Origin of the sequence: Pseudomonas sp. FSL R10-0399 (assembly GCF_009600165.1) — a bacterium.
In the GTDB taxonomy this organism is placed as follows: Bacteria; Pseudomonadota; Gammaproteobacteria; order Pseudomonadales; family Pseudomonadaceae; genus Aquipseudomonas; species Aquipseudomonas helleri.
Genome location: NZ_WIWK01000017.1, coordinates 34,575 through 57,747 on the forward strand (window position 1 = coordinate 34,575; position 23,173 = coordinate 57,747).

The 23,173-nt window shown below is 51.5% G+C and carries 13 protein-coding genes and 3 pseudogenes; 13 read left to right on the forward strand and 3 right to left on the reverse strand.

All coding sequences use genetic code 11. The features are described 5' to 3' along the window. The first annotated feature begins 1 nt into the window (after position 1). The 12 genes and pseudogenes from GHO41_RS07555 to GHO41_RS07610 all read left to right on the forward strand — a co-directional run bounded on the left by GHO41_RS07555 (position 2) and on the right by GHO41_RS07610 (position 18,117). Positions 2-379, forward strand: a complete 378-nt coding sequence (locus GHO41_RS07555) for a phage holin family protein (RefSeq protein ID WP_048368729.1) — start codon at positions 2-4, stop codon at positions 377-379. Then, positions 376-717: a hypothetical protein gene (locus tag GHO41_RS07560; protein WP_048368730.1), complete on the forward strand. Its 342-nt coding sequence runs from the start codon at positions 376-378 to the stop codon at positions 715-717. The genes GHO41_RS07555 and GHO41_RS07560 overlap by 4 nt, the downstream gene beginning before the upstream one ends. 138 nt (positions 718-855) lie before the next feature. Then, entirely contained in the window at positions 856-2,187 is a 1,332-nt protein-coding gene (locus tag GHO41_RS07565) for a deoxyguanosinetriphosphate triphosphohydrolase (RefSeq protein WP_153330799.1), read from the forward strand. A 407-nt stretch (positions 2,188-2,594) separates the two neighbouring features. Next, positions 2,595-3,221: a response regulator transcription factor gene (locus GHO41_RS07570; RefSeq protein ID WP_048368731.1), complete on the forward strand. Its 627-nt coding sequence runs from the start codon at positions 2,595-2,597 to the stop codon at positions 3,219-3,221. Between the two features lie 8 nt (positions 3,222-3,229). Further along, positions 3,230-4,777: pseudogene (locus GHO41_RS07575) on the forward strand (transporter substrate-binding domain-containing protein); the annotation flags it as partial. Positions 4,778-4,825: 48 nt separating this feature from the next. Next, positions 4,826-6,499, forward strand: coding sequence for a recombinase family protein (locus GHO41_RS07580; RefSeq protein WP_153433315.1), 1,674 nt, complete (start codon positions 4,826-4,828; stop codon positions 6,497-6,499). Positions 6,500-6,967: 468 nt separating this feature from the next. Continuing rightward, on the forward strand, positions 6,968-8,848 hold the full coding sequence (locus GHO41_RS07585; protein WP_153433316.1) for a hypothetical protein: 1,881 nt from the start codon (positions 6,968-6,970) through the stop codon (positions 8,846-8,848). 246 nt (positions 8,849-9,094) lie between these two features. Then, positions 9,095-10,015: a replication initiation protein gene (locus GHO41_RS07590; protein WP_048377441.1), complete on the forward strand. Its 921-nt coding sequence runs from the start codon at positions 9,095-9,097 to the stop codon at positions 10,013-10,015. A gap of 944 nt (positions 10,016-10,959) precedes the next feature. Then, positions 10,960-11,343, forward strand: a complete 384-nt coding sequence (locus GHO41_RS07595; RefSeq protein ID WP_048377442.1) for a hypothetical protein — start codon at positions 10,960-10,962, stop codon at positions 11,341-11,343. An 845-nt stretch (positions 11,344-12,188) separates the two neighbouring features. Beyond that, positions 12,189-12,839, forward strand: coding sequence for a hypothetical protein (locus GHO41_RS07600; protein WP_153433317.1), 651 nt, complete (start codon positions 12,189-12,191; stop codon positions 12,837-12,839). A 139-nt stretch (positions 12,840-12,978) separates the two neighbouring features. Continuing rightward, positions 12,979-15,069 (forward strand): annotated as a pseudogene (locus GHO41_RS07605) (response regulator); the annotation flags it as partial. A 96-nt stretch (positions 15,070-15,165) separates the two neighbouring features. Further along, positions 15,166-18,117: an HD domain-containing phosphohydrolase gene (locus GHO41_RS07610; protein WP_153433318.1), complete on the forward strand. Its 2,952-nt coding sequence runs from the start codon at positions 15,166-15,168 to the stop codon at positions 18,115-18,117. A 15-nt stretch (positions 18,118-18,132) separates the two neighbouring features. Here the strand turns inward: GHO41_RS07610 and GHO41_RS07615 are convergent, their stop codons facing one another. Together GHO41_RS07615 and GHO41_RS07620 are read right to left on the reverse strand one after the other, a co-directional pair. Continuing rightward, on the reverse strand, positions 18,133-18,615 hold the full coding sequence (locus GHO41_RS07615) for a GAF domain-containing protein (RefSeq protein ID WP_048368734.1): 483 nt from the start codon (positions 18,613-18,615) through the stop codon (positions 18,133-18,135). After that, positions 18,608-19,499, reverse strand: a pseudogene (locus tag GHO41_RS07620) (ATP-binding protein). The gene GHO41_RS07615 and the pseudogene GHO41_RS07620 overlap by 8 nt, the downstream one beginning before the upstream one ends. 176 nt (positions 19,500-19,675) lie before the next feature. On the opposite strand from GHO41_RS07620, the gene GHO41_RS07625 reads away from it, so the two are divergent. Further along, entirely contained in the window at positions 19,676-21,994 is a 2,319-nt protein-coding gene (locus GHO41_RS07625) for a response regulator (protein ID WP_153433319.1), read from the forward strand. Positions 21,995-22,683: 689 nt separating this feature from the next. Here the strand turns inward: GHO41_RS07625 and GHO41_RS07630 are convergent. Continuing rightward, positions 22,684-23,166, reverse strand: coding sequence for a glutathione peroxidase (locus tag GHO41_RS07630; protein WP_048368737.1), 483 nt, complete (start codon positions 23,164-23,166; stop codon positions 22,684-22,686). Positions 23,167-23,173: the final 7 nt, after the last annotated feature.

Sequence of the window (23,173 nt, forward strand, 5' to 3'; positions counted from 1 at the left end):
TATGACAAACGAAGAATCCGGCTCCCCTCGTTCCTCACCGCGGCGCCTGGGTGCCGCGTTTCTGGGTCTGCTGCACAGCCACGTCGAGTTGCTGGGCATCGAGCTGCAAGAACAGAAGGCACGGACCGTCAGCCTGTTGCTGTTCGCCGGGCTGGCACTGGTGTTCGGGTTGTTATTGCTGCTCGGCCTGTCGGCGCTGGTGCTGATCGTGCTATGGGACAGTTATCGACTGCCCGGCATTATCGGGCTCTGCGTCTTTTACACCCTGGCAGCGGCGTTCTGTGGTTTGCGCCTTAAAGCGGCCGTGTTTGATGAGTCCTCTCCTTTCAACGCCACGCTCGAAGAGCTGGCCAAAGACCGGGAGCGTTTGTTGCCATGAGCCTGCCTGAAATGCCGCCAAACGCTTCGCGCCGTGACATGCGCAAAATGCTGATTCGTCTGCGCATGGAAATGCACCGCCAAGAGATTCGTCATGAATCGCAACAATTGCTGGAGCCGTTGAACAAAATGCGCGGTGTCACCAGCAACTGGAAAGAACACCTGGGTATCAAGCACGCCCCGCTGTGGGGTGTGGCGGTGGTGACTCTGCTGGGCTTTTTGACCGGCAAAGGCACTAAAAGCAAAGGCTCCGGTGGCGTGTCCCGTTTAATCGGGCTGACCACCGGGCTGTTGCCGCTGATCAAACTGGTGATTCAGGGTTCTTCGCGCAAGCCCTGACGCACAGCTCGCGATCTTTTGATTTTCATGATCAAAAGATCGCGGGCATGCTTGCTGCCTAACTTATGCGCCAAGCCTTGCACCAACCCGCCTGAAGCGAGAAGCTGCGTCATCAGTCATTTGATGGAGCGCTGCGCCTTGGATTGGCAAACCCTGCTTAACCGCGAACGTCTCGGAAAACCTCATTACAGCGCCGAAGAGCTCGGGCGCAGTCCCTTTCACAAGGATCACGACCGGATTATTTTTTCCGGCGCCTTTCGCAGGCTTGGGCGCAAAACCCAAGTGCACCCGGTCAGCAGCAACGACCACATTCACACCCGCCTTACCCATTCGCTGGAGGTCAGTTGCGTCGGCCGCTCGCTGGGCATGCGCGTGGGCGAAACCATTCGCAGCGCCCTGCCCGAATGGTGCGACCCCGCCGACCTGGGCATGGTGGTGCAATCGGCCTGCCTGGCTCACGACATCGGCAACCCGCCCTTCGGCCACTCCGGTGAAGATGCCATCCGCCATTGGTTCCAGCAGGCTGCGGCCAAGGGCTGGCTGGACGACATGAGCGAAGCCGAGCGCAATGACTTCTTGAACTTTGAAGGCAACGCCCAGGGGTTCAGGGTGCTGACACAGCTTGAATACCATCAGTTCGACGGTGGCACACGGCTAACCCATGCCACCCTCGGTACGTTCCTCAAGTACCCGTGGACCGCCCGGCATGCCGACTCTCTGGGGTACAAAAAGCACAAGTTCGGTTGCTATCAAAGCGAGCTGCATTTGCTCGAAGGGATTGCCCACAAGTTGGGCCTGCCGCAAATCGAAGAGCAACGTTGGGCGCGCCATCCGCTGGTGTACCTGATGGAGGCCGCTGACGACATCTGCTACGCCTTGATTGACCTTGAAGACGGCCTGGAGATGGACCTGCTGCAATACGCCGAGGTCGAGTCCCTGTTATTGAATCTGGTGGGCGATGATTTGCCCGAGACCTATCGCCAGCTCGGCCCACAAGACTCTGAACGCCGCAAGCTGGCGATTTTGCGTGGCAAGGCTATTGAGCACCTGACCAATGCCGCCGCCCGCGCCTTTGTCGAACAGCAGGACGCCTTGCTCGCGGGTACGCTGGCCGGCGATCTGGTGGAGCACATGCACGGCACGGCCAAGCGCTGCGTGCTGGACGCCAAGAACATGGCGCGTAAAAAGATCTTCCAGGACAAGCGCAAAACCCTGCATGAAATCGGCGCTTACACCACGCTGGAAATCTTGTTAAATGCTTTTTGTGGGGCGGCACTGGAACAACACGGGCACAAAACCTTATCGTTCAAAAACCGCCGCATCCTCGATTTGCTCGGTCACAACGCCCCGGACCCAAGCTGGTCCTTGCATCGCTCGTTTATGCGCATCATCGACTTTATTGCCGGCATGACTGACAGCTATGCCACGGAAATGGCCAAGGAGATGACCGGCCGATCCAGCCCTGTCTGAGTAGGGCATTACCTTGTGGTCGTTGCTGAAGGAACGACCACAAGGTAATGAACACATAAGTTGTAACCGTTTTTATTTTTTAAACACTCTGCAGTTCAACACCCAGAAAAATGACGTTATCGAGCATTTAAATCCGGGCAAAAAATTCACCATACAAAAACAGAAGCATATGTAGGAATAATCCTAATCTTAATAAGATTCTATAAACACACTAACGACAAAACAGCCATCAAACGATTCAGCACGATATTAAACCGCCGTCACCCCCCGAACAATTCGTGAGTTCACGCCTTATTTAATGTAGGAATATTCCCATACTACGTTTGTAGGCTGATAGCTTCGTGTCTACATCCATATATCTGAGCTAAGGTGCGCGCTTTCTATGCAGCTCTTTATGGGAATTCAATATGAACACGATTTTTATTGTCGACGATCATCCAGTTATCCGCTTGGCCATTCGTATGTTGTTAGAACATGAAGGTTATGAAATAGTCGGTGAAACCGACAATGGCGTAGATGCTATGCAAATGATTCGCGAATGTGTCCCTGACCTGATCATTCTCGATATCAGCATCCCAAAACTCGACGGACTGGAAGTACTGGCGCGCTTTAACGCCATGAACTCAACCCTCAAAACCCTTGTCTTGACGGCCCAGTCACCGGCGTTGTTTGCCATGCGCTGCATGCAGTCGGGGGCAGCAGGATATGTGTGTAAACAAGAAGAACTCAGTGAACTTGTCAGTGCAATTAAGGCTGTATTCTCTGGCTACAATTACTTTCCCAGCCAAGCATTGACTCCTGAAAATATTGAAGGGCACAACTCTTCGGAGCTTGAGCTGTTCAAATTAGTCAACGACCGGGAGCTGATGGTTCTCAAGCTCTTCGCCCAAGGCAAAACAAACAAGGAAATCGCCACCGGCATGTTTCTTAGCAATAAAACCGTGAGCACTTATAAAAAACGGCTCATGCAAAAACTTAAAGCCAATTCTTTGGTCGACCTCATCGAATTGGCTAAACGCAACGCCCTAGTGTGAGAAACAGGATGCCCATGCGGTTAACGTATTACTTTTATCTGCTCGCAGGACTGCTCCTGTGCGCCCCCGTGTTTGCCGAGTTACCTAGACCCGAAAGCTTTCCCCTGCTCAGCCGCTCGGGCACCTATCACATGGAAGTCCCGCTGGATAAACAACAGCGTTACTGGCTACACGAGAAACGTGAATTACAGTTGGGGGCCTCCGCCCCCGACTACCCACCGTTTGACATGACCGTCAGCGGTCAGGATTTCGAAGGCCTGACCGCTGATTACGCAGGCATCCTCGCTAAAGCACTGAATGTATCAATCAAGGTCAAACGCTTCGCGTCTCGCGATGCCGCCATCAAGGCACTGGAAGACGGCAGCATCGACGTACTGGGCACGTCGAATGGTTTTGAAGCGGCCAATCAAAACCTGCTGCTGTCAGCCCCCTATGCCATCGACCAGCCGGTACTGGTCACCCGTGAGGGAGAGACCCGCTCTCTCTCTGACGGCCTGGCGGGCCTGCGGCTGAGCATGGTCTACCACTATTTGCCACTGGATGAGGTCAAGGCGCTTTACCCCAACGCCATCATCCAGTCTTACCCTTCTACGCAAAATGCCATTAACTCGGTGGCGTTCGATCAGGCCGACGTCTTTCTGGGTGACACGATCTCCACCCATTACATGATCAACAAGGGCTATTTGAAGAACATCAAAATGGCCAATTTTGGCAAGCATGAAGCTCACGGCTTCAGCTTTGCCGTACGCCGCGACAACTCGCAATTACTCGACATTATCAACACCACTCTGCTTGCCGTGCCCAATAGTGAACGCGAAAGCATTGCCAAACGCTGGAGCGCCGGCAGCGACCTGCTGCTCACCGATCAAAAACTGCAACTCACCGAGCGCGAAGAACGCTGGCTGGTCAAGCACCCGGTGGTCAAAGTGGCGGTCAATGAAACCTTGGCACCCCTGACTTTTTTTGATGCCGACGGCAATTTCCGCGGCATTACCGCTGATCTCCTGGAAGTGATTCGCCTGCGCACCGGGTTGCGCTTCGAAATCCAGCGCGAGCGCAGCCTCAGCACCATGATGCGCATGGTTCAGCAACACGACACCGACATCATTTCGGCCATCAGCCCCTCCGCTTCGCGAGAAAGCGCACTGGCCTTCAGCCGTCCCTATCTTGAGAATTCATTTGTGTTGCTCAGCCGCAAAGGTGCGGAGCAACCCACCAGCCTCGACCAACTGGCCGGCAAGCGCCTGGCCTTGACCCACGGCAACCCGTTGACCGACTACCTGCTTGCCGAGTACCCACAGATCACCCTGGTCGAGACCGACGATATCTACCAGGCCACTGAATTACTGGCCGAAGGCAAAGCTGATGGCGCCGTCAACACGCTGGTCATTGCCAACTACCTGCTCGCCTCGCAACTGTTCCAGGACCGCTTGCAGATCAGCACAACCCTGGGCACTCAACCGGCCATGTTCTCCCTCGCCACAGCCCGGGATGCCACCGAACTCGGCTCCATACTCAATAAAGCCCTGCTAAGCATTGGCCCTGACGACCACGGTAAGCTATTTTCTAATAAAATGAGCTAGAACCTACTCGGAGCCGATTCAATGCCCAAGGCATACGCATACGTCAGATGGTCAACCGCCTCGCAAGGCGAAGAAGGCCGAGACAGCCATGACCGCCAGACCACCCCACTCCAAGCATTTACAGAAGCAACAGGCGTTCCCGTGGTCGAAACCGTTATCGACAAGGGGATCAGTGCATTCCGTGGTGCAAACGCCCGGATCGGCCAGTTAAAAGGGTTATTGGACAGGATAGAGAGTGGAGAAATTGAGCATGGCGACTACATCATTGTCGAATCAATCGACCGACTAACCCGCCAGAAACTCACCGACTCCGTTGATCTAATCCAGTCAATTCTCAAAAAAGGCGTCCGACTACACACCGTTTTCGACAACAAGACATATTCCTACGACGATCCAAGCCGCGACCTCGAAACGCTGATCCTTGTAGGTGTAATTGCCAAACGAGCACACGAGGAAAGCGACACCAAGAGCAAACGCTTGAAATCCGTGTGGGCAAAGAAGCGAGACACAGCAGAAACCAACGTTATAGGTAAACGATGCCCCTACGGCCTGCGTTTCGATGAACAAAGCCAATCCTTTATCATCGTAGAAGAAGAAGCTCAAGAAATTCGCCAGATTTTCGAACTACTCAAACACGTTGGAGTATTGGAGAGTGTTAAGCAGGTAAATAAATATTCAAAACGACGTTGGACGAGAACATCAGTTCTACATCTTATCAACAGTAAAAGCCCAATCGGCGTGCTACGTTTGCAACGACGAAACGAGAACGGCACTAAAGCGTTTGACCGTTATGTCCCTAATTATTTTCCAAAAATCATTGATGAAATAGAATTCAGTGCAGCCGTTGCAGCGATGAAAACCAGATTAACCGGGCGAAAATACGGACGTAGAACACCTCATCACTATAATATTTTCCGGCACTGTATCCAATGTGGAGAACATAAATGCGGAATGACTTTCAACCTACAAATATTAGGAGCCGAGAAAAAACGCTACGCCTACCTTGTTTGCTCTAACAGAGCCGAACGAGTATGCGAATGTAGTAACAGAATTAGATTTGAGCTTGTTTTCGGCACATTCCTCGCTTTCGTTAGGCAGTTATCGGAAAATCGTTACATTGACGAGCGGACAGACAAGAAGCGAAAAGACTTCACTTGGTTCAGCCAAGACCAATACAAGCAAATGGACACCGTAAACGACGCATTTAGCCGCTTCTTTTCCGTTCGTGATAAATCGGCACCAAAAGAAGAAATACGAGCCAAGAAAGCCAAGCTAACAACCGAAATAACCACATTGGAAATGTTAGAGGCTTCGCTAGCTCAGTTTGACGGAATAATTCCAAATACATTTATCAGGCGTGTGGCTGACAGCGAAGCACGTATCACAGCGTTGGAAAACGAGATCCAAAACCTTGAAGGTACGTTAGCAATCGAAGCGGAAACGCTCGAAATCACCACCTACGAAGACATAATAGCCCTATACGAAACAGAAGAAGGCCGATTGAAGCTCAACACATTTTTCATCACCAGAGGAATCACCTTCGACGTTAAAATTGACAAAGAAACAAATCTCGTCGGCATGGACATTCGTATAAAAGGTGAAAAAGACTTTAATCTTTATACCCATCAATTTTTCAAACAAAAAGCTCCACTAACGCCATTTGGAATACCAGACCTCTCCCACATCATAAAATAAACGTAAGCCCCTCTAATAAACCAAAAATTGGAGGGGTTACACATTAATACACCAAGGCGTTACACGTTAAAATCCAGAGCAAAAACAAAAGGTATCATGCTTTAAATTACCAGAATAGCTTTTTACTTTCTCCAAAAGAGGATTTTTAAAAAAACCTCTCGCATAATGCACTCCCCTGCATACGCCTCATATATACGCACGCACCCACACACGTCTTTAGTTTTCTATATATAGATATCATACAAACCAGATAACTATAATATAGATTACTATACCGCACGCACACACCCAACCAACACCCCCATACAAAACCACCTACACCATCATGCTTGATATACATTTTTTATGTGGTTCAATATATATATGGTTCAATTTTCAAAAGAAGCCATTTAGAGCATACCTGCTATATTAACCATCCCACTTTTGCTACGCAAAAGATGTTACGGTTAACACAGGTGCCTAGTCGGCATGACAGAAGCAAAAGCCAAGAGCAAAGACCAACCCACTACTGAGGATAAAATGAATGACACCAATCTGCAGACAATCACACTGACTAAAAGAGATCGAAACTACTCCAACCTGAAGGGGTTGGACAGTTCGTTGAGGCACTCGCTTAGACTGGACCAAAACGAGTATGACGACTTTGAATTCAACCCCAATCCAGACCACCCAAATGTCGCCATTGTAGGTGGTATTGAACAGATATTAACAAGAGAATTGGCAGAGCAATTACTGGCTGACTTCAACGACCAACTACAAACCAAACTCAAAGCAACAGAAGCGACTGACGAGATAGCAGCAGAAAAAGAAAAGCTCCGAAAACTAAAATCGAAGCTGGTCAAATTCATCAACGCAACCGAACCGACTGAGATAAAAGAATACGTCACATCGGTAATAGAAGGAGAAAGGCCGCTGGTAGTCGGAGACTACGCCGCCCTACTCAACCAGCACAAAATCAGCCGTATATCCCAACGTATCGACCTTTTAGAGAACTACACCACCAAGAAGCGAGAGATCGAACAAAACGCACCAGATCGAGCCGTATCAAGGACGGTCAATAGGGTTAAAGAAATCATCCTTGTAATCCCTGAACCTAATAAACTGGCAATAACTAAGGCTTACACAGACCTTTTGCAGAAAGCCATGCATCAGTTTTATCAAAAAAATTTCCCGAACAACAAGATGCTTTTCTCATTCAGTCATCTGGACGAAACAACAAACCACGTTCATGCGTTTCTTGACCTTCAAAATGAGAAGACGGGGAAATATGATTTTTCCGCTCAAGAATTTGAATTCGCATCACAATACTACGCGAGGAATAAAGCTCACCTTGAAAAAATATCTGAGCCGCCAACACTAGAAGACTTCAAACTGCCCAACCGTAGCGAAGAAAAGCAAAACCATAGGTTTATCCGAGAACGCGAATCATGGAAGTCAAAAGTAATGCAGGCGGCCTTTTACGAACACTTTAACGGATTAGCCGCTGCATATGGCTTGCAAGCCAAATTCCTACCTAAAACAAAGGAAAACACCGAATATTTAAGCCCTATTGAAAAGGAAGCCAAAAAACCGAAAAGTGAGCGAAGCCACAACTATTACACCAGACAGCTAGAAAAGCTGCAGCAAGAACTAACCAGTAAGGAGGTCAAACTTATCGAGCAAAGGGCTACTGTCGTCACACTTAACACCACGATAAAAGACCTACAAGGAACGGCTAGCAACTACAAAGCAACCATACAGAGCTTAGAAATACAGGCCAGCGAGCAGAGAAAAGAAAATGCCGAGCTAGATAGTCAAAAGCAGAAATTAGACGACGAAATAACGGTAAAAACCACAAAGACTGCAGAGCTGTCATCTAATTTCAAAACCATGAAATCCAGAATGACAAAAGAATTGAAGGAACTACGCAAGAAAATTAAAGAGGACACCAGCAGAAAAACCATCTTGGAAAAAGCAATCAAGGCATACGAGGAAGAGCTTGAGCCTTTGATGAAACGTTTTGATATTTTGGTGGATCGACTACTTGAAGCCCGTAGGCTCGACGAGAACCCAGAGCAATACTATAAGAGATTAAGAGAAAACACGTATGAAATGGCTAGTCGCTTGGGCAAAGAGAAACGAAAGGACTATCTATTCAACGTTGCCGAACAACTCAAAGAACAAGGCTTGGACGATACGCAAGCCGCATTAGGATTTACCGACAAAGTAAAACTTTGGGCATCTGACACATTCACCAGCAAGCAAATAGTAGAATTTGAAAAGGAAGAAGCGGAGCAGGCGAAGCAAGCAAGAAAAAGAAGGTTTCTAAAACCTAAGCCCCCAAGCCCATTTCAAGACCCTTATCAATAACAAAACCCATTCAATAAAAACCCCGCAGCAATACGGGCTTTTTAGTATTCAAGTTTGACAAAGCTCGAAAGTGTGGCAACTTGAAAGGAGCAGAAAAAGAAAACCACCTTGGGGAAGGTGGCGAATGATACTACAATAAAATTTTAAAAACTCCAATCAACACAACCATTTAATCATCATAAAAATTATTGTCAAGTCATCTCCCAAGGTTTTCTTTTTCTAAATAACTATTAGAAGAGGATAACAATGGGATGCGTAAAACTATTTGAGGACTACTTACCAAAGAGACCTTATCACACAGACGATTTAGTCAGTGGCTTAAAAATCAATAAAAAAGAAAAAGCAAAACTTGCACGACTTGTTCAGCCCAATGGGCCTACGCATAGATATTGGATGGTGTTTGACTTAGACCGAACCGATGCCGGTATGCACTGGGACAACGTAGGGGCACCAACTCCGAACCTAATAGCTCGAAATCCAGCCAATGGGCACGCTCACCTACTCTACCTGCTACAAACCCCTGTCCGAACGGCTATGGACGGCAAAACCGCCCCTTTACGCTACGCTGCGGCTATCGAGGCAGGATTGCGTAACCGTTTAGGAGCAGACAGAGGCTATTCCGGGTTGATCTGTAAGAACCCGATCAATTCCCACTGGATAGTGACCCAATGGCAGGCCGATCCATACACATTGGACGACTTGGCCGACTACATCGACCTAACCCCGGAAAAGGCCAAACAGAAGCCCGTAGAGGATTACGGCTTGGGTCGCAACTGTATGCTTTTCGATGAGTTAAGGGCGTGGGCATACAAAGCCATCCGCCAAGGCTGGCCCGACTACAACCAATGGCTAAACGCTTGCCTAGACCGTGCCACAGGCTACAACGTCAATTTCTCCACACCCTTGGACACATCCGAGGTTAAACATACGGCAAAGAGCGTAGCCAAATGGACGCATAGAAACTTTAACCGTGGAACCTTTGATGATTATGTCGCCAGAACCCACACAAGCAGAATACAGGCCATAAGAGGTAAGAAAGGCGGTACTGCAAAAGGCAAAACTAAAAGAGAGCAAGGGATTATTTTACTTGAAGCAGGGACGTCTATTCAGCAAGTCATGAAGAAATTAAATGTAAGCCGTAGAACCGTGTTCTACTGGAAGCAATGAACATAGCATTATAATTAGTGCAAATAGCCTATATCAGATAATAGCACCCGGTGAGGGTGTTTCTTCTCCCTCCCCGCCCACCCCTTCCCTTTCCTCCCCGTATCCCCCACATATACATACACCGCACCACCGATAGCGATATAACACACGGAGTTGGTCAAAATCGGCCTTCTTCCACTCCTTTGATACAACGACACCAAGCCACACCACTCCACTCCTAAAATAGCCAAATGCGTTACACCTCGCAGCATTATGGTTAGTGTAAAAAGTCTATATCAAAAACAGTCCAAAACAGCGTTAACCACTCAACCCAATACTTCCATAGGTTCGGAGATATATCCCCTAACCTATATGTATGTATACATACATATCAAATTTCTCTCCTGATGAAAATTTCGCACTTTTCAAAATTCATAAAAATTCATCAAAATGGGTGAATATCACTCACTGGGCTGATGAGCCTAAATATCCCGAAAGCGATTTGGGGCAGTAACCAAAAATCGACTTTTTCAAAAAGTTATTTTCTTGAAAAAACTGTCGTGAAATTTAACGTTTTTATCGAATTTTTTAGATATTTAATTTTTCATAACCATTGAATTATGGCTTACTTACAGCAAAATACCTTGTCAATAGCAAAATGAAAATAAATATAACATCCAACCTTAATCATCAAATAGGGTTCAACCCTACTTAAATCACTTAGTTGACTTTTGCCACGAAGCAGATCAAAAAATGACACTGCCAAAACTCAAAAATCGCTCTCAAATGAATTTCACACAAAAAGGTGGGGTATCGGTCACGTTAGAAATTTAAAAATCAGAATATCCAATTTCCTACAACGTATATCCCCGAAGTAATGTTATAGGTTCGGAGATATATCCCCTAAGCATTGACATATCAAAACCCTATGGTATTGGTATTATAACAACATAGGAGCTCTAATTATGAACAGGATGGAATATGCAGGAAAAATAGGCGGTATGGTTGGTGGATTTAAAAGACGTGAGCGTCAAAAATTTTTAATTATGTTCGTAAAAATAATAGAAATGGATGAGCTTCATGAGATACGAATGACCTCAAGCCTCGCTAAAAAGCTAATAGCAGCATTTTCAGGCTGCAAATCAATATCCAATGATGTTCTAATCAAGGAGTTTGCAAGAAGCGGGAACAGTGTAAAACAACAAAACCTTGATATGATTATCCATTCCTTAGTAGCACGATGGCAAGACCTTTATGAAGAACAGTGGAAAGAAGCAAAAATAAAAATAGACATTGAAGCCGACGAATACAAGCAATCCATTATCGAAAAGCTGGACATTAAACTATAAATACATGTAAAGCCCCACTTTACATACTTATACCCGTGAAGCTATTTTTCGCTTTGCGGATATACACATTCCTACACCGTAGGAATTTACAACCACTATGTGTCCTGCCACGATACATACTTGTATCTTTAAACCAAATAATGACCTTCACGGACATATATCCTACTCCCATAGAGTAGAAAATACCGCCTATCTTTTCGTTGAGCTAAGCAGCCATAGGTTCAAGGATATACCTCCGAACCATTATCTATCACACCACACTACAACCACTCTTTTATTGTTTTTGTTTTAGGTTATATTAAATATAACAACATAAATAAAAATCATGACGCAAATTCTAAAAAAATCAAACGAGCTTTACACTTTTTGAAATGCTCCTTTCTCTATTTATCATAATGTCGCTGGCCATTGACTTCCTCATTAATCAACCATACCATTTGGAATTTTGTTATTAACACAACAACGTAAGGCACCATGAAATAGTCAAACAAAAAACACTGAGCAGATTTGCATTTTTTACATATTGAAACGGCCAACCTCGCAAGGATAATCAACGTCGATTTTCTACATTGCGATTTAAAGCCTAATAATGTAGAATATTAAGCGACTTCGACTTCGACTAAAAATCAAAACAGCTACTAAAATAAGGATATACTAATGCCCAGCACCCAGCACCCAGCACCCAGCACCCAGCACCCAGCACCCAGCACCCAGCACCCAGCACCCAGCACCCAGCACCATAAGGTAAAATATACTATAGGGGCAAAAATTTTCATATTATTTTTAATCTTGGCTCTAACAGCAAGCATCGCTGCTCTCTTACATGTAACTGTAGGATATTAAAAATGAGAGCAAATGAAATTTTAAATGAAGAAATCTCTCTTTTTGATGTCTATGCTTTTTTTATCCGACAACTCAAATTAATTTCAATTGTTTTCCTTATAGTCTTTGTAGTAGGTATTACATATTCGACAACGAGACCTACATTATACAAGAGCACTTCAAACGTAACTATCGGCAAAAGCGTAAGTCTAAACTCCAACACTGTAGCCCTGCTAGAACGCCCAGAAGAAATAGCCTATAAATATTCAAATAACGCTACTATAACCGCAATAAAAAATACCGATATAATTAATATTTCATCAACCAATGAAGACCGTGAACAATCCATAAAAAACGTAAAACTAACAGTAGAGGAAATAATTTCTAACCAAAAAAAAATATATCAAACACAAGAAAAAAACCTCATTAAATATATAGAGTTTTTGAAGATTACAGACACTGCGAATTCTAAATTATTGGACATTGTAGAAACCGCATCTAAATCCTCGACCACTCAGCCGTCCGAAATTATAACAACAGAACTTCCGTACTCAGGAAAAATCAAACAAAATTTATTACTTACTACTTTTGTTGCACTTTGCACAGCCTTAATATCTGGCGGACTTAGAGAGCTAAGCAGACGACAATATAGAAACAAACAATCAGCCAACTAAATCTTCCAAAAGCATAGAAAAATTATTTTTCTCGCCAAACAAGTGCAAAGCTCACACCTGTTTGGCGGCATCTAATGCTCACCAATGCCATCCCCCGCACCTTTGGCGACCTAGATCACAATTATTAGAAACCACTAGACCCTGCGAGCTTGGCGTGATCAACAGCCGCTGGCGCGGTTACGTGCCGGCGTCCGACAGTTACTGGCGCAATTACCATCGCCTGATTTACCAGATCATTATTGGCACCAGCCTGCTGCTGGTGCTGTCATTGGTCTGGAATGCCTACATGCGCCGCCAGATCAATCAGCGCAAAAAAGCCGAGCGCGCGCTCAGCGACCAGTTTGAATTCATGAGTGCGCTGGTCAATGGCACCCCGCACCCCATTTATGTGCGCGACCGCGCCGGTATTCTGCAAACCTGCAACGACAGCTATTTGCAGGCCTTCTCGGCCCGTCGCGAAGACGTGATCGGCAAAAACGTGATGCAGACCCAAAGCCTGCTTAACAATCAGCATGAAGCCCATGACTATGAGGCCGATTACCAGCGCGTGATGCGCGAAGGCACGCCGATGATCGTTGACCGACCGCTGCATATCGGTGGCAAGACGCAAACCATTTACCACTGGATCCTGCCGTATCGGGACTCATTGGGCGAAGTTCAGGGCATTATCGGCGGCTGGATTGATATCAGCGACCGACGCCAATTGATGGATGAACTGCGCGCTGCCAAAGAACAGGCAGATGACGCCAACCGCGCCAAAAGCACCTTTCTGGCGACCATGAGCCATGAAATCCGCACACCGATGAACGCCGTCATCGGCATGCTTGAACTCACCTTGAAGCGTGCTGACCAAGGCTATCTGGAGCGCCCCTCCATTGAGGTGGCCTACAACTCGGCCAAAGACTTGCTGGAGTTGATCGGCGACATCCTCGACATCGCCCGCATCGAGTCCGGGCGGCTCAACCTGAGCACGGAGCGGGTGAACCTGCGTGAGCTGGCCAACTCGGTGGTACGGGTGTTTGATGGCCTGGCCCGGCAAAAGAACCTCAGCCTGGTGCTGATCTTTACCCCCGAAGACAATGCCCCTGATGTGCTGATCGATCCCCTGCGCTTCAAACAAATAATGACCAATCTGGTCAGTAATGCGATCAAGTTCACCGAGCGCGGCCAGGTCACGCTTGAGCTGAAGATGCTGGCGACCAGCGTTGACGACGAGGTGGAGCTGCTGCTGAACGTCAGCGACACCGGGATTGGCATCAGCACCTTCGATCAGGCCCGCTTGTTTGAACCCTTTGCCCAGGCAGAAAACTGCGGGCAACTGGCGCTCAGCGGTGCAGGGCTGGGCCTGGTGATTTGCCGCAGCCTGTGCCAGATGATGGGTGGCACTCTGAACTTGAACAGCCAGCCCGACATCGGTACGCAGATCCACATCAAGCTCACCGTCAAGACCCTCGCACCCTGCGCCAAAACCGAGGTGCAAGAACCGGCCATTGCACCCGCCGTTCGGCAATTGAATGTGCTGGTGGTGGATGACCATCCGGCCAATCGCTTACTGATGTGCCAGCAACTGAATTATCTGGGGCACCAGTTCACCACCGCGCACAATGGCGCAGCCGGGCTGGAACTGTGGACAGGCGGCGCTTTCGACCTGGTGATTGCCGACTGCAACATGCCCGTCATGAACGGCTACGACCTCACACGTGCCATTCGCCGACACGAACACGCCGCACAGCACGTGCCTTGCACCATCCTCGGTTTTACCGCCAACGCGCAACCCGAAGAACGCCTGCGCTGCCTTGAAGCGGGCATGAATGACTGCCTGTTCAAACCCATCAGCCTGACCTTGCTGAGCCAGCGATTAACCGCCCTTGAGCCACTGACCTGCGCAACGGACGTCTTCAACATTGATAATCTCTACGCGCTGTCCGGCCAGGATGACAAGCGGATAAAGCTGCTGCTCGAAGAGCTGTTGCGCACCAACCAGCAGGACCTCAGCACCCTGAGCAAACTGACTGTTGAGGACGGTCTGGAACCGTTTGCCGCCATTGCGCACCGGATCAAAGGCGCAGCACGTATCGTCGGGGCCGTGCAACTGATCAACCAGTGTGAACGTCTCGAACACGCCAGCCAGGCCACTCTCCAGGATTGCAGTCTGGGCGTACAACACGCCATGAGGACGCTTGAGCTGACATTGCTGCGCGAGCTGGCCCAGCGCGCCGCAGCCACCTGACTATTTGTTTGCACAAAACGGCCAATCCACAGGCAGATTGGCCACGGCTTACTATGCTTACAGGCATCAGCGCCCTGATGCCTGCGGAGACATGTCATGCCTTTTACCGTGCCCGCCCATCAGCGGCAGTTTCCGCTGCATATTCATATCAGCGTGGTGTTCACCCTATTGCTGCTCCTGATGGGCGTCGCACTGGGTGTTTTCAACTACCTGCAAAATACCCGCATCATCCTCGACAGCAGCCAGAAGCTGTTCGACCAGATCGAGCAAGACGTGCAGCTGGATCTGCTGAACACCTATCAGCCGCTGCGCAACACCTTGAACTTGCTGGCGCGCAACCCGGCGGTGCAGACCGATCAATTCGACGCGCGAATGGAACTGCTCCCCACCTTCGTCCAGGCACTGGATGACAACCCGGCGTTGTCAGCGCTGTACATGGGCGACAGCCAGGGCAATTTTTTTCAGGTCCGCCCTTTGCGCACAGAGGCGATCAAAAGTCGGCAAAAAGCCCCCGCCCAAGCCGCTTATGAGGTGTGGTCCGTGCAGCGTTCGGGCAAACCCTTGGGTACCGAATCAACCAAGCTTTTTTATGACGAGTCGTTGACGTTGCTGGCACAGCGCACCGCCATTAATGACAGCTACGACCCGCGCAAGCGCAGTTGGTATATCCCAAGCCATGCCAGCATTGATCAATCCACCACCAGCCCGTACTTGTTTTTCTCCACCGGCGAAATCGGTACCACCCTGTCCAAGCGCAGCTCGGCCAAGACGGTGATCGCCGCCGACCTGACACTGTCTGAGCTGTCCAGTACCCTCGCCAAACACTTGATCACCCCCAGCACGCAAATCGTCCTGTTCGATGAGAGCGGTCAGGCGGTGGCGTACCCGGACACCGCCAAGCTGTTAAGCGAAGAAAGCCCCACGCAATTGGCCAAGGTCACGTCCCTCAATCCGGCCCTGGAGCGTTTGATCAACCAGGGCGCAGACGTCAATCACCACCTTGATGACGGCCAGCGCCAATGGATCGTGTCATTGGCCAAGGTGCAGGATGGCGGTTCCAACGGGTTGCAATTAGCGCTCATGGTGCCGGAGGACGAGTTGCTGGCCGACGCCTATCGGCTGCGCTGGCAAGGCACGCTGGTGGCGTTGGCGATGTTGCTGCTGTGCCTGCCATTGGGCTGGATGACTTCGCGCTTGTTGGTCAAACCGCTGAAAGGCCTGGTGCAGGAAGCCAACGCGATTCGCAGCTTCGATTTCAATTACCCGCTGCAGCAGCAGTCCCCCGTGCTGGAGATCCATCAATTGGCCGTGTCGATGCGGCGCATGAAAGAAACCCTCGCCAGTTTCTTTGAGATCACTGCCAGCCTCTCGGCGCACACCCGCTTTGAGCCACTCCTGCAATCGGTGATGGTTGAAATGATCAAGATTGGCCAGGCTCAGGCAGGTTTGATCTACCTGACTGAAAACGACAGTGCCGACCTGGAACTTAAAGGCCTGATCATCAATGACCAACCGTACGATCTCGGCACCCTGGCCCATGCCGTGATCAACCCGCAAAGCGATCAAGCCCCGCAATGGCTGCGCACCCTGAGCCAAGGTCAAGACAGCGTGGTGTGCACCCTCGACCTCGAACACGCGGGCGAACTGGCACCGGTGATGCGCGAGCTCGACAGCCAAAACATCCATGTTATCGGTATTCGGCTGCATAACCGTCACCGTGAAACCGTGGGGGTGCTGGCCTTGATCCTCAACAACAGCGACCCCCATGCCGAACAGGAACCGCTCAGCGCAGAACGCATTGCCTTTATCAAAGCGGTGTCCGGGGCAGCGGCGGTATCGATTGAGAGCCAGCGCCTGCAAGAGCGCCAAAAACAGTTGCTCAATGCCTTTATTCAATTGGTGGCCGGGGCCATCGATGCCAAGAGCCCGTACACCGGCGGCCATTGCCAGCGGGTTCCGGAATTGACCTTTATGTTGGCCAAGGCCGCTGAACAGGACCAAAGCCCGCAGTTTGCCCACTACAACCCTACCGATGAAGAGTGGGAAGCCCTGCACATTGCCGCCTGGCTGCACGATTGCGGCAAAGTCACGACCCCAGAATACGTGGTCGACAAAGCCACCAAACTTGAAACCCTGTACGACCGCATACACGAAATTCGTACCCGATTTGAGGTGCTCAAGCGCGACGCGTGGATCCACTACTGGCAAGCACTGGCCAACGGCGGTGACGAACCGTCTTTGGCGCAACAGCGTGACGCCCGTATGGCCGAGCTGGATGATGATTTTGCTTTTGTCGCCCGCAGCAATGTCGGCGGTGAAGCCATGGCCGAGGCCGATTTACAGCGTTTGGACAGCATTGCCCGACAAACCTGGACCCGCACTCTGGATGACCGGCTGGGCGTATCCTGGGAAGAAAACAAGCGCCAGGCGACCCGCGAAGAGCAGAGCTTGCCGGTGACTGAAAGGCTGCTGGCCGACAAGCCTGAGCATGTGTTTGCGCGCAATGAATCAGAACTGATTGCCAGCGATAACCCATGGGGGTTCAAGCTGGAGGTGCCGCAGCACAAGTTCAATCGCGGCGAGCTTTACAACCTGAGCATCACCCGGGGCACGCTGACCGCTGAAGAGCGCTACATCATTAACAATCACATTGTGCAAACCATCCTCATGCTCAGCCGTCTGCCCTTCCCCAGCTATCTGGGCGACATTGCCGAAATTGCCGGTGGGCACCATGAACGGATGGATGGCAAGGGTTACCCAAAACGCTTGAACCGGGACGAGATGAGCCTGGCGGCGCGGATGATGGCGATTGCGGATATTTTCGAGGCCTTGACAGCCTCGGACCGGCCTTACAAGCGGGGCAAAACCTTGAGTGAGGCATTGAAGATCATGGCGGGCATGTGCCTGGACGGGCACATAGATCCGCCCTTGTTTGAGCTCTTTATGCGCGAGCAAGTGTTTATGCAGTACGCCCGCCGCTACCTTGAGCCGCAGCAAATCGACCCGGTCAATGTCGACGAACTGCTGCTCAAGGCGGGCGTCAGCTGACGGATGTTGCGTTGATCAGCAGTCGCTCAAACGCAAGAAAATCGCCGCCAGCGCTTCAATGCCCTGTTGATCCTGCTCGGTGAAGCGGCCAATGCTCGGGCTGTCCAGGTCCAGCACACCGATCAGGCGGCCATCCTTGATCAACGGCACGACCAATTCGCTGTTCGAAGCGCTGTCACAGGCGATATGCCCGGCGAATGCGTGCACATCTTCAACGCGCTGGGTCAGCCGGGTGGCCGCGGCGGTGCCACACACACCACGGCCAAACGGGATGCGCACGCAGGCGATCTGCCCCTGGAACGGCCCGAGCACGAGTTCTTCGTTGCGGTTGAGGTAAAACCCGGCCCAGTTCAAGTCTTCAAGCTGGTTAAACAAAAACGCGGAAAACTGTGAAGCGTTGGCAATAAAGTCCCGCTCATCGGCCAGCAAAGACTCCAGTTGAGCTTTCAGCAGTGCGTAGCCGTCCAGGCCCTCGCCGGTGGCGTTTAAATCAATCATTCGTCTGCTCCAACAATTTCAAACCAACCCAGTAGCGCGCGAACTGATAAGCACAGCGGCCATTACGATTGCCGCGCCCGGTTGCCCAGCGCACGGCCAAAATATCCAGCGCCTGATCGCGTTGCCACTGCAGCCCGGCCTTGCTGGCCAGCACGTTGATCCAGTGTTCAACCACGCTCAGGTAATGTTCTTGAGTAAACGGATAAAACGACAGCCAGAGCCCGAAACGGTCAGACAGGGCAATCTTGTCTTCCACGGCTTCATTGGGGTGAAGTTCACCGTCGACGTTCTTCCAGTTTTCGTTGTCGCTCTCTTTCTCGGGCACCAAGTGCCGACGGTTCGAAGTGGCGTACAGCAGAACGTTGTCCGGCGCCTGTTCCAGCGAGCCATCGAGGACGCTTTTCAGCACTCGGTAATCGCTCTCGCCCGATTCAAAAGACAAGTCATCGCAAAACAGCACAAAACGCTGCGCCAACCCTTGTAACTGCTCGACCACTCGCGGCAGGTCCGCCAGGTGATCACGCTCGATTTCAATCAGCCGCAACCCTGCGCCCGCATATTCAGCGAGCAAGGCGCGAATCAGTGAGGACTTGCCGGTCCCGCGCGAGCCCCACAGCAAGGCGTGGTTAGCCGGTAAACCATCAAGAAACTGTTTGGTGTTGCGCCCCAGTTGATCGAGTTGCTTGTCGACGCCGATCAAGTCAGTCAGGCGCATTTCCAGGCTGACGTCCAACGCCAGCAAATACCCCGTACGGCCATCACGCTGCCAGCGTGCAGCCAGGCAGTTATCCCATTCAATCGCCTGGCGAGTCGCTGGCAACAAAGGCTCAAGGCGAGCCAGAACGGCTTCGGCGCTCCAGAAAAGCACTCAGTTTAGGATCCATTTCATCTCCACAAACAGCTGCACAGTGATTGCGCATTGATAGGCCAGACGCTGAACGTTTATTTGACGTGTAGGACGATTCGGGTAATTGAAAAAACCGCACGCCCACCAACAAGTTACCCCACACTTCGACTATTCTTGCGACCGGTAAGGGAATGGGAACAGGTGCAGCACCCAATGGACATAAAATTCACCCATCGTCTGTCTTTCAAGCAAGCAAGGCTGACAGTGCTGGTCGGGTTTGCTCTGGGGACAATGCTGAGCCTGGTGCAAATCGGTATCGATTATGCCAGTGAAAACGCTGCCATCAACCGGGAAATCCAATCCCTGCTGGACATCAGTCACAATCCGGCGTCGCGCATTGCCTACAACCTGGACACAGAACTCGCCCAAGAGCTGGCCATGGGGCTGCTGCGCTCGCCAGCCATCACCGGCGTGCAGATCAGTGATAACGACAAAAACACCCTCGCGCAGGTTCGTGACTCTCCTGATGGCGGGCGTTATCGTGCCCTGAGCGATTTTTTGTTTGGTGACACCCGAAACTTCGACGACCGGCTGTATTTCAATCATTTACCCGAACAAAGCGTGGGTGAGTTGCACCTTGAGGTGGACACCTACCCCTTTGGTGCGCGCTTTTTGCAACGCGCCGAAGTCACCTTGCTCAGCGGTTTTGCCCGCAGCTTTCTGCTGACCTTTATTCTGCTCGGTCTGTTTTACGTCATGCTGACCCGCCCGCTGGTGCGCGTCATTGGTGAACTGAGCAACACCAAGCCGGGCCACCCGAACCCCTCGCGCGTGCAATGCCCGCCGGGCCATAAAGATGACGAGATCGGGGTCTTGGTCGATGCGACCAATCAGCAGTTTGATGCCGTCACCCGTGAAATAGAGCAACGCCGCGCGGCTGAAAACCGCCTCACCGAATACCTCGCGCAACTGGAGAATATTGTTTCGGCGCGCACCCAGGAGCTGGAGGCCAGCAACATCCGTCTGAGCCACTCCAACGAAGAGCTGGAAGCCGCCCGCAGCACCGCCCTTGAAATGGCCCAGGCCCGGGCTGCGTTTCTGGCCAACATGAGCCACGAAATTCGCACCCCCTTGAACGGCCTGCTGGGCATGCTCGCCCTGAGCCTGGACGGCCCGCTGAACGCCGAGCAGCATCAACAACTGTCGATTGCCCACGACTCGGGCAAAGTGCTGGTCGAACTGCTCAATGACATCCTTGACCTGTCCAAATTCGACGCCGGCCAATTAGAGCTGGAACACATTGCATTCGACCTCAGCACGCTGATTGAAGACACCGCCAAGCTGCTCTCGCAGAACGCGGCGCCCAGCGTAGAACTGACGTGCCTGATCGACCCGGCCTTCCCGGTGCTGGTCATGGGTGACCCGACCCGCGTGCGGCAAATCGTCAGCAACTTGCTCTCCAACGCGCTCAAATTCACCCGCTTTGGCCGTGTCGATGTGCGCTTGAGCCGGCACGACGACCTGGTGCATATCGAGGTATGCGACACCGGTATCGGTATCGCCCAAGAAGCCCAAGCGCGTATTTTTCGCCCGTTCACCCAGGCGGGAGCCGGCATCACACGCCAGTTTGGCGGTACAGGCTTGGGGCTGGCCCTGACCCGCAGCCTGTGCGAAGCCATGCAGGGGCGGTTGACCATCAGTTCCGAGATCGGCTTTGGCAGCCAGTTCTGCGCCGAACTGCCCCTGCCCTGCCACACCCCGGCAATCCCCTTCAAACCGCTCAACGGGCGGGTCATTGCGGTGAGCGCGTCAAGCAGCGGCCTCAGCGAACTGCTCAGCAACTACCTGCCGTTGTGGGGGCTGGAGTATGAACGCTACTCACTCGGGCAATCCCTGGAGGGCGTCGACACCGAGTTACTGATCACCGATTGCTCGGAATGCTTGTCCGAACTGCGCCCGGCCATCAGCGCGCCTATTTTGCTGGTCACCGCCTATGGCAACTTTATGCCCGGCGACCAAGTCAACGCCCTCGCCCCGCTGCAACAAAAAGCCCGCCCCCTGTCGCGCCTGGCGCTGTACCAGTCGGTGCAGCATTTGTTGCAAAAAGAAGGTGACGAAAGCCCCAGCCTCCCGGTCAGCAGCGACCCGGTGCTGCACCGCGCGCGGATACTTCTGGTCGAGGACAACCCGGTCAACCAATTGGTGGCCAAGGGCATGCTGAGCAAACTGGGATGCGAGGTCGTGATTGCGGCACATGGCGGCGAAGCCTTGGGGCAACTGGAGCACAGCCACTTTGACCTGGTGCTGATGGACTGCAACATGCCAGTGATGGATGGCTACGAGACCAGCCGACGGATTCGCCAGAGTGGCCGCTGGCCAGACCTGCCGATTGTGGCGCTCACCGCCAATGCAATGCCCGAAGAGCGCGAACGCTGCCGTGCGGCGGGGATGAACGACTACCTGGCAAAACCGTTTCGCCGCGAAGAACTCGCGGCGCTGCTGGAAAGCTGGGTGCCTGTAAAAGATCTGTAGGAGCGGCCGCCCCGCCTTCGACGCCGCGCTGTCGCGCAGCAAACAGGACAGCAAATATCTTCAGCATCCCCCAATCGGTTCCCTCTCCTTCGGGAGAGGCGTGGTGAGGGGGCTCTTGACTTGAGTACATATCCGTTGCTGCGGCAACGGCCACTTAGGGTTCCGGCCTTACGCCGTGCCACTTTGAAAAGCGCAAAGTGGCCAAACGCTTTTTGCCCCAACCCCTCGGTGCCTCGCTTAGGCTCGGCATGCCCTCACCACAGGCCTTGCTCCGTGGGCCCGCCGCGATCGGCCATCCCTGGCCGTGTCGCGGCTAACCCGGCGTCCTGCCGGGTTACCCTCTGCGCAACACCTGCGTTCGGCCAGCGTGGTTTAACGGGGCCTCTTAGATCAAGATCACAAGCCAGATCAAGATCAACAGCTCGCGAGCAAGCTCGCTCCTACAAGGCCTTAGGAATCAATTACTTATTTTATGTTTAATAAGAGCGAGCTTGCCTCGCGATCTCTTGATCTTGGTTGGGTCAGCTTCGCTACCCATCGCAGCCTTCGTACCTCGGCAGCGGCTACAAGCCGGACGTAGCCTCGCAAGGCTCGTCAACTGCTACGGGCAGTTCAATTTGTAGGAGCGAGCTTGCCTCGCGATCTCTTGATCTTTAAAAGATCGCGAGACAAGCTCGCTCCTACAAAGGTTATTTCAGGAGCTTCTCAATATCGGCCTTGAGGGCGCTGGGCTTGGTGGCCGGGGCGTAGCGCTCGACTTTGCCGTCCGGGCCGATCAAAAACTTGGTGAAGTTCCATTTGATCGCTTCCGAACCCAATACCCCCGGCGCCCGCTTTTTCAGCTCGACGAACAGCGGGTGCGCGTTGTTGCCATTGACCTCGACCTTTTTGAACAGCGGGAAGGTCACACCAAAGTTCACTTCGCAGAACTCTGAAATCTCTGCTTCATCCCCCGGTTCTTGCTGGCCAAACTGGTTGCAGGGGAAGCCAAGAATCACCAGACCCTGATCCTTGTATTGCTGCCACAACGCTTCCAACCCTTTGTACTGTGGGGTGAAGCCGCATTTACTGGCGGTATTGACCACCAGCACGGCCTTGCCCGAGTAATCCGCCAGAGTCTTTTGCTCGCCGCTGAGGGTGGTACAGGGAATTGTGAGCAATGTATCAGTCATGACAGCA

What these genes read in the sequence shown, in the direction of transcription:
- GHO41_RS07630 (WP_048368737.1), bottom strand. Translation starts at nt 23,166, where the DNA reads ATGACTGATACATTGCTCACAATTCCCTGTACCACCCTCAGCGGCGAG.
- GHO41_RS07590 (WP_048377441.1), top strand. Translation starts at nt 9,095, where the DNA reads ATGGGATGCGTAAAACTATTTGAGGACTACTTACCAAAGAGACCTTAT.
- GHO41_RS07560 (WP_048368730.1), top strand. Translation starts at nt 376, where the DNA reads ATGAGCCTGCCTGAAATGCCGCCAAACGCTTCGCGCCGTGACATGCGC.
- GHO41_RS07570 (WP_048368731.1), top strand. Translation starts at nt 2,595, where the DNA reads ATGAACACGATTTTTATTGTCGACGATCATCCAGTTATCCGCTTGGCC.
- GHO41_RS07580 (WP_153433315.1), top strand. Translation starts at nt 4,826, where the DNA reads ATGCCCAAGGCATACGCATACGTCAGATGGTCAACCGCCTCGCAAGGC.
- GHO41_RS07615 (WP_048368734.1), bottom strand. Translation starts at nt 18,615, where the DNA reads ATGATTGATTTAAACGCCACCGGCGAGGGCCTGGACGGCTACGCACTG.
- GHO41_RS07600 (WP_153433317.1), top strand. Translation starts at nt 12,189, where the DNA reads ATGAGAGCAAATGAAATTTTAAATGAAGAAATCTCTCTTTTTGATGTC.
- GHO41_RS07595 (WP_048377442.1), top strand. Translation starts at nt 10,960, where the DNA reads ATGAACAGGATGGAATATGCAGGAAAAATAGGCGGTATGGTTGGTGGA.
- GHO41_RS07585 (WP_153433316.1), top strand. Translation starts at nt 6,968, where the DNA reads ATGACAGAAGCAAAAGCCAAGAGCAAAGACCAACCCACTACTGAGGAT.
- GHO41_RS07555 (WP_048368729.1), top strand. Translation starts at nt 2, where the DNA reads ATGACAAACGAAGAATCCGGCTCCCCTCGTTCCTCACCGCGGCGCCTG.
- GHO41_RS07625 (WP_153433319.1), top strand. Translation starts at nt 19,676, where the DNA reads ATGGACATAAAATTCACCCATCGTCTGTCTTTCAAGCAAGCAAGGCTG.
- GHO41_RS07610 (WP_153433318.1), top strand. Translation starts at nt 15,166, where the DNA reads ATGCCTTTTACCGTGCCCGCCCATCAGCGGCAGTTTCCGCTGCATATT.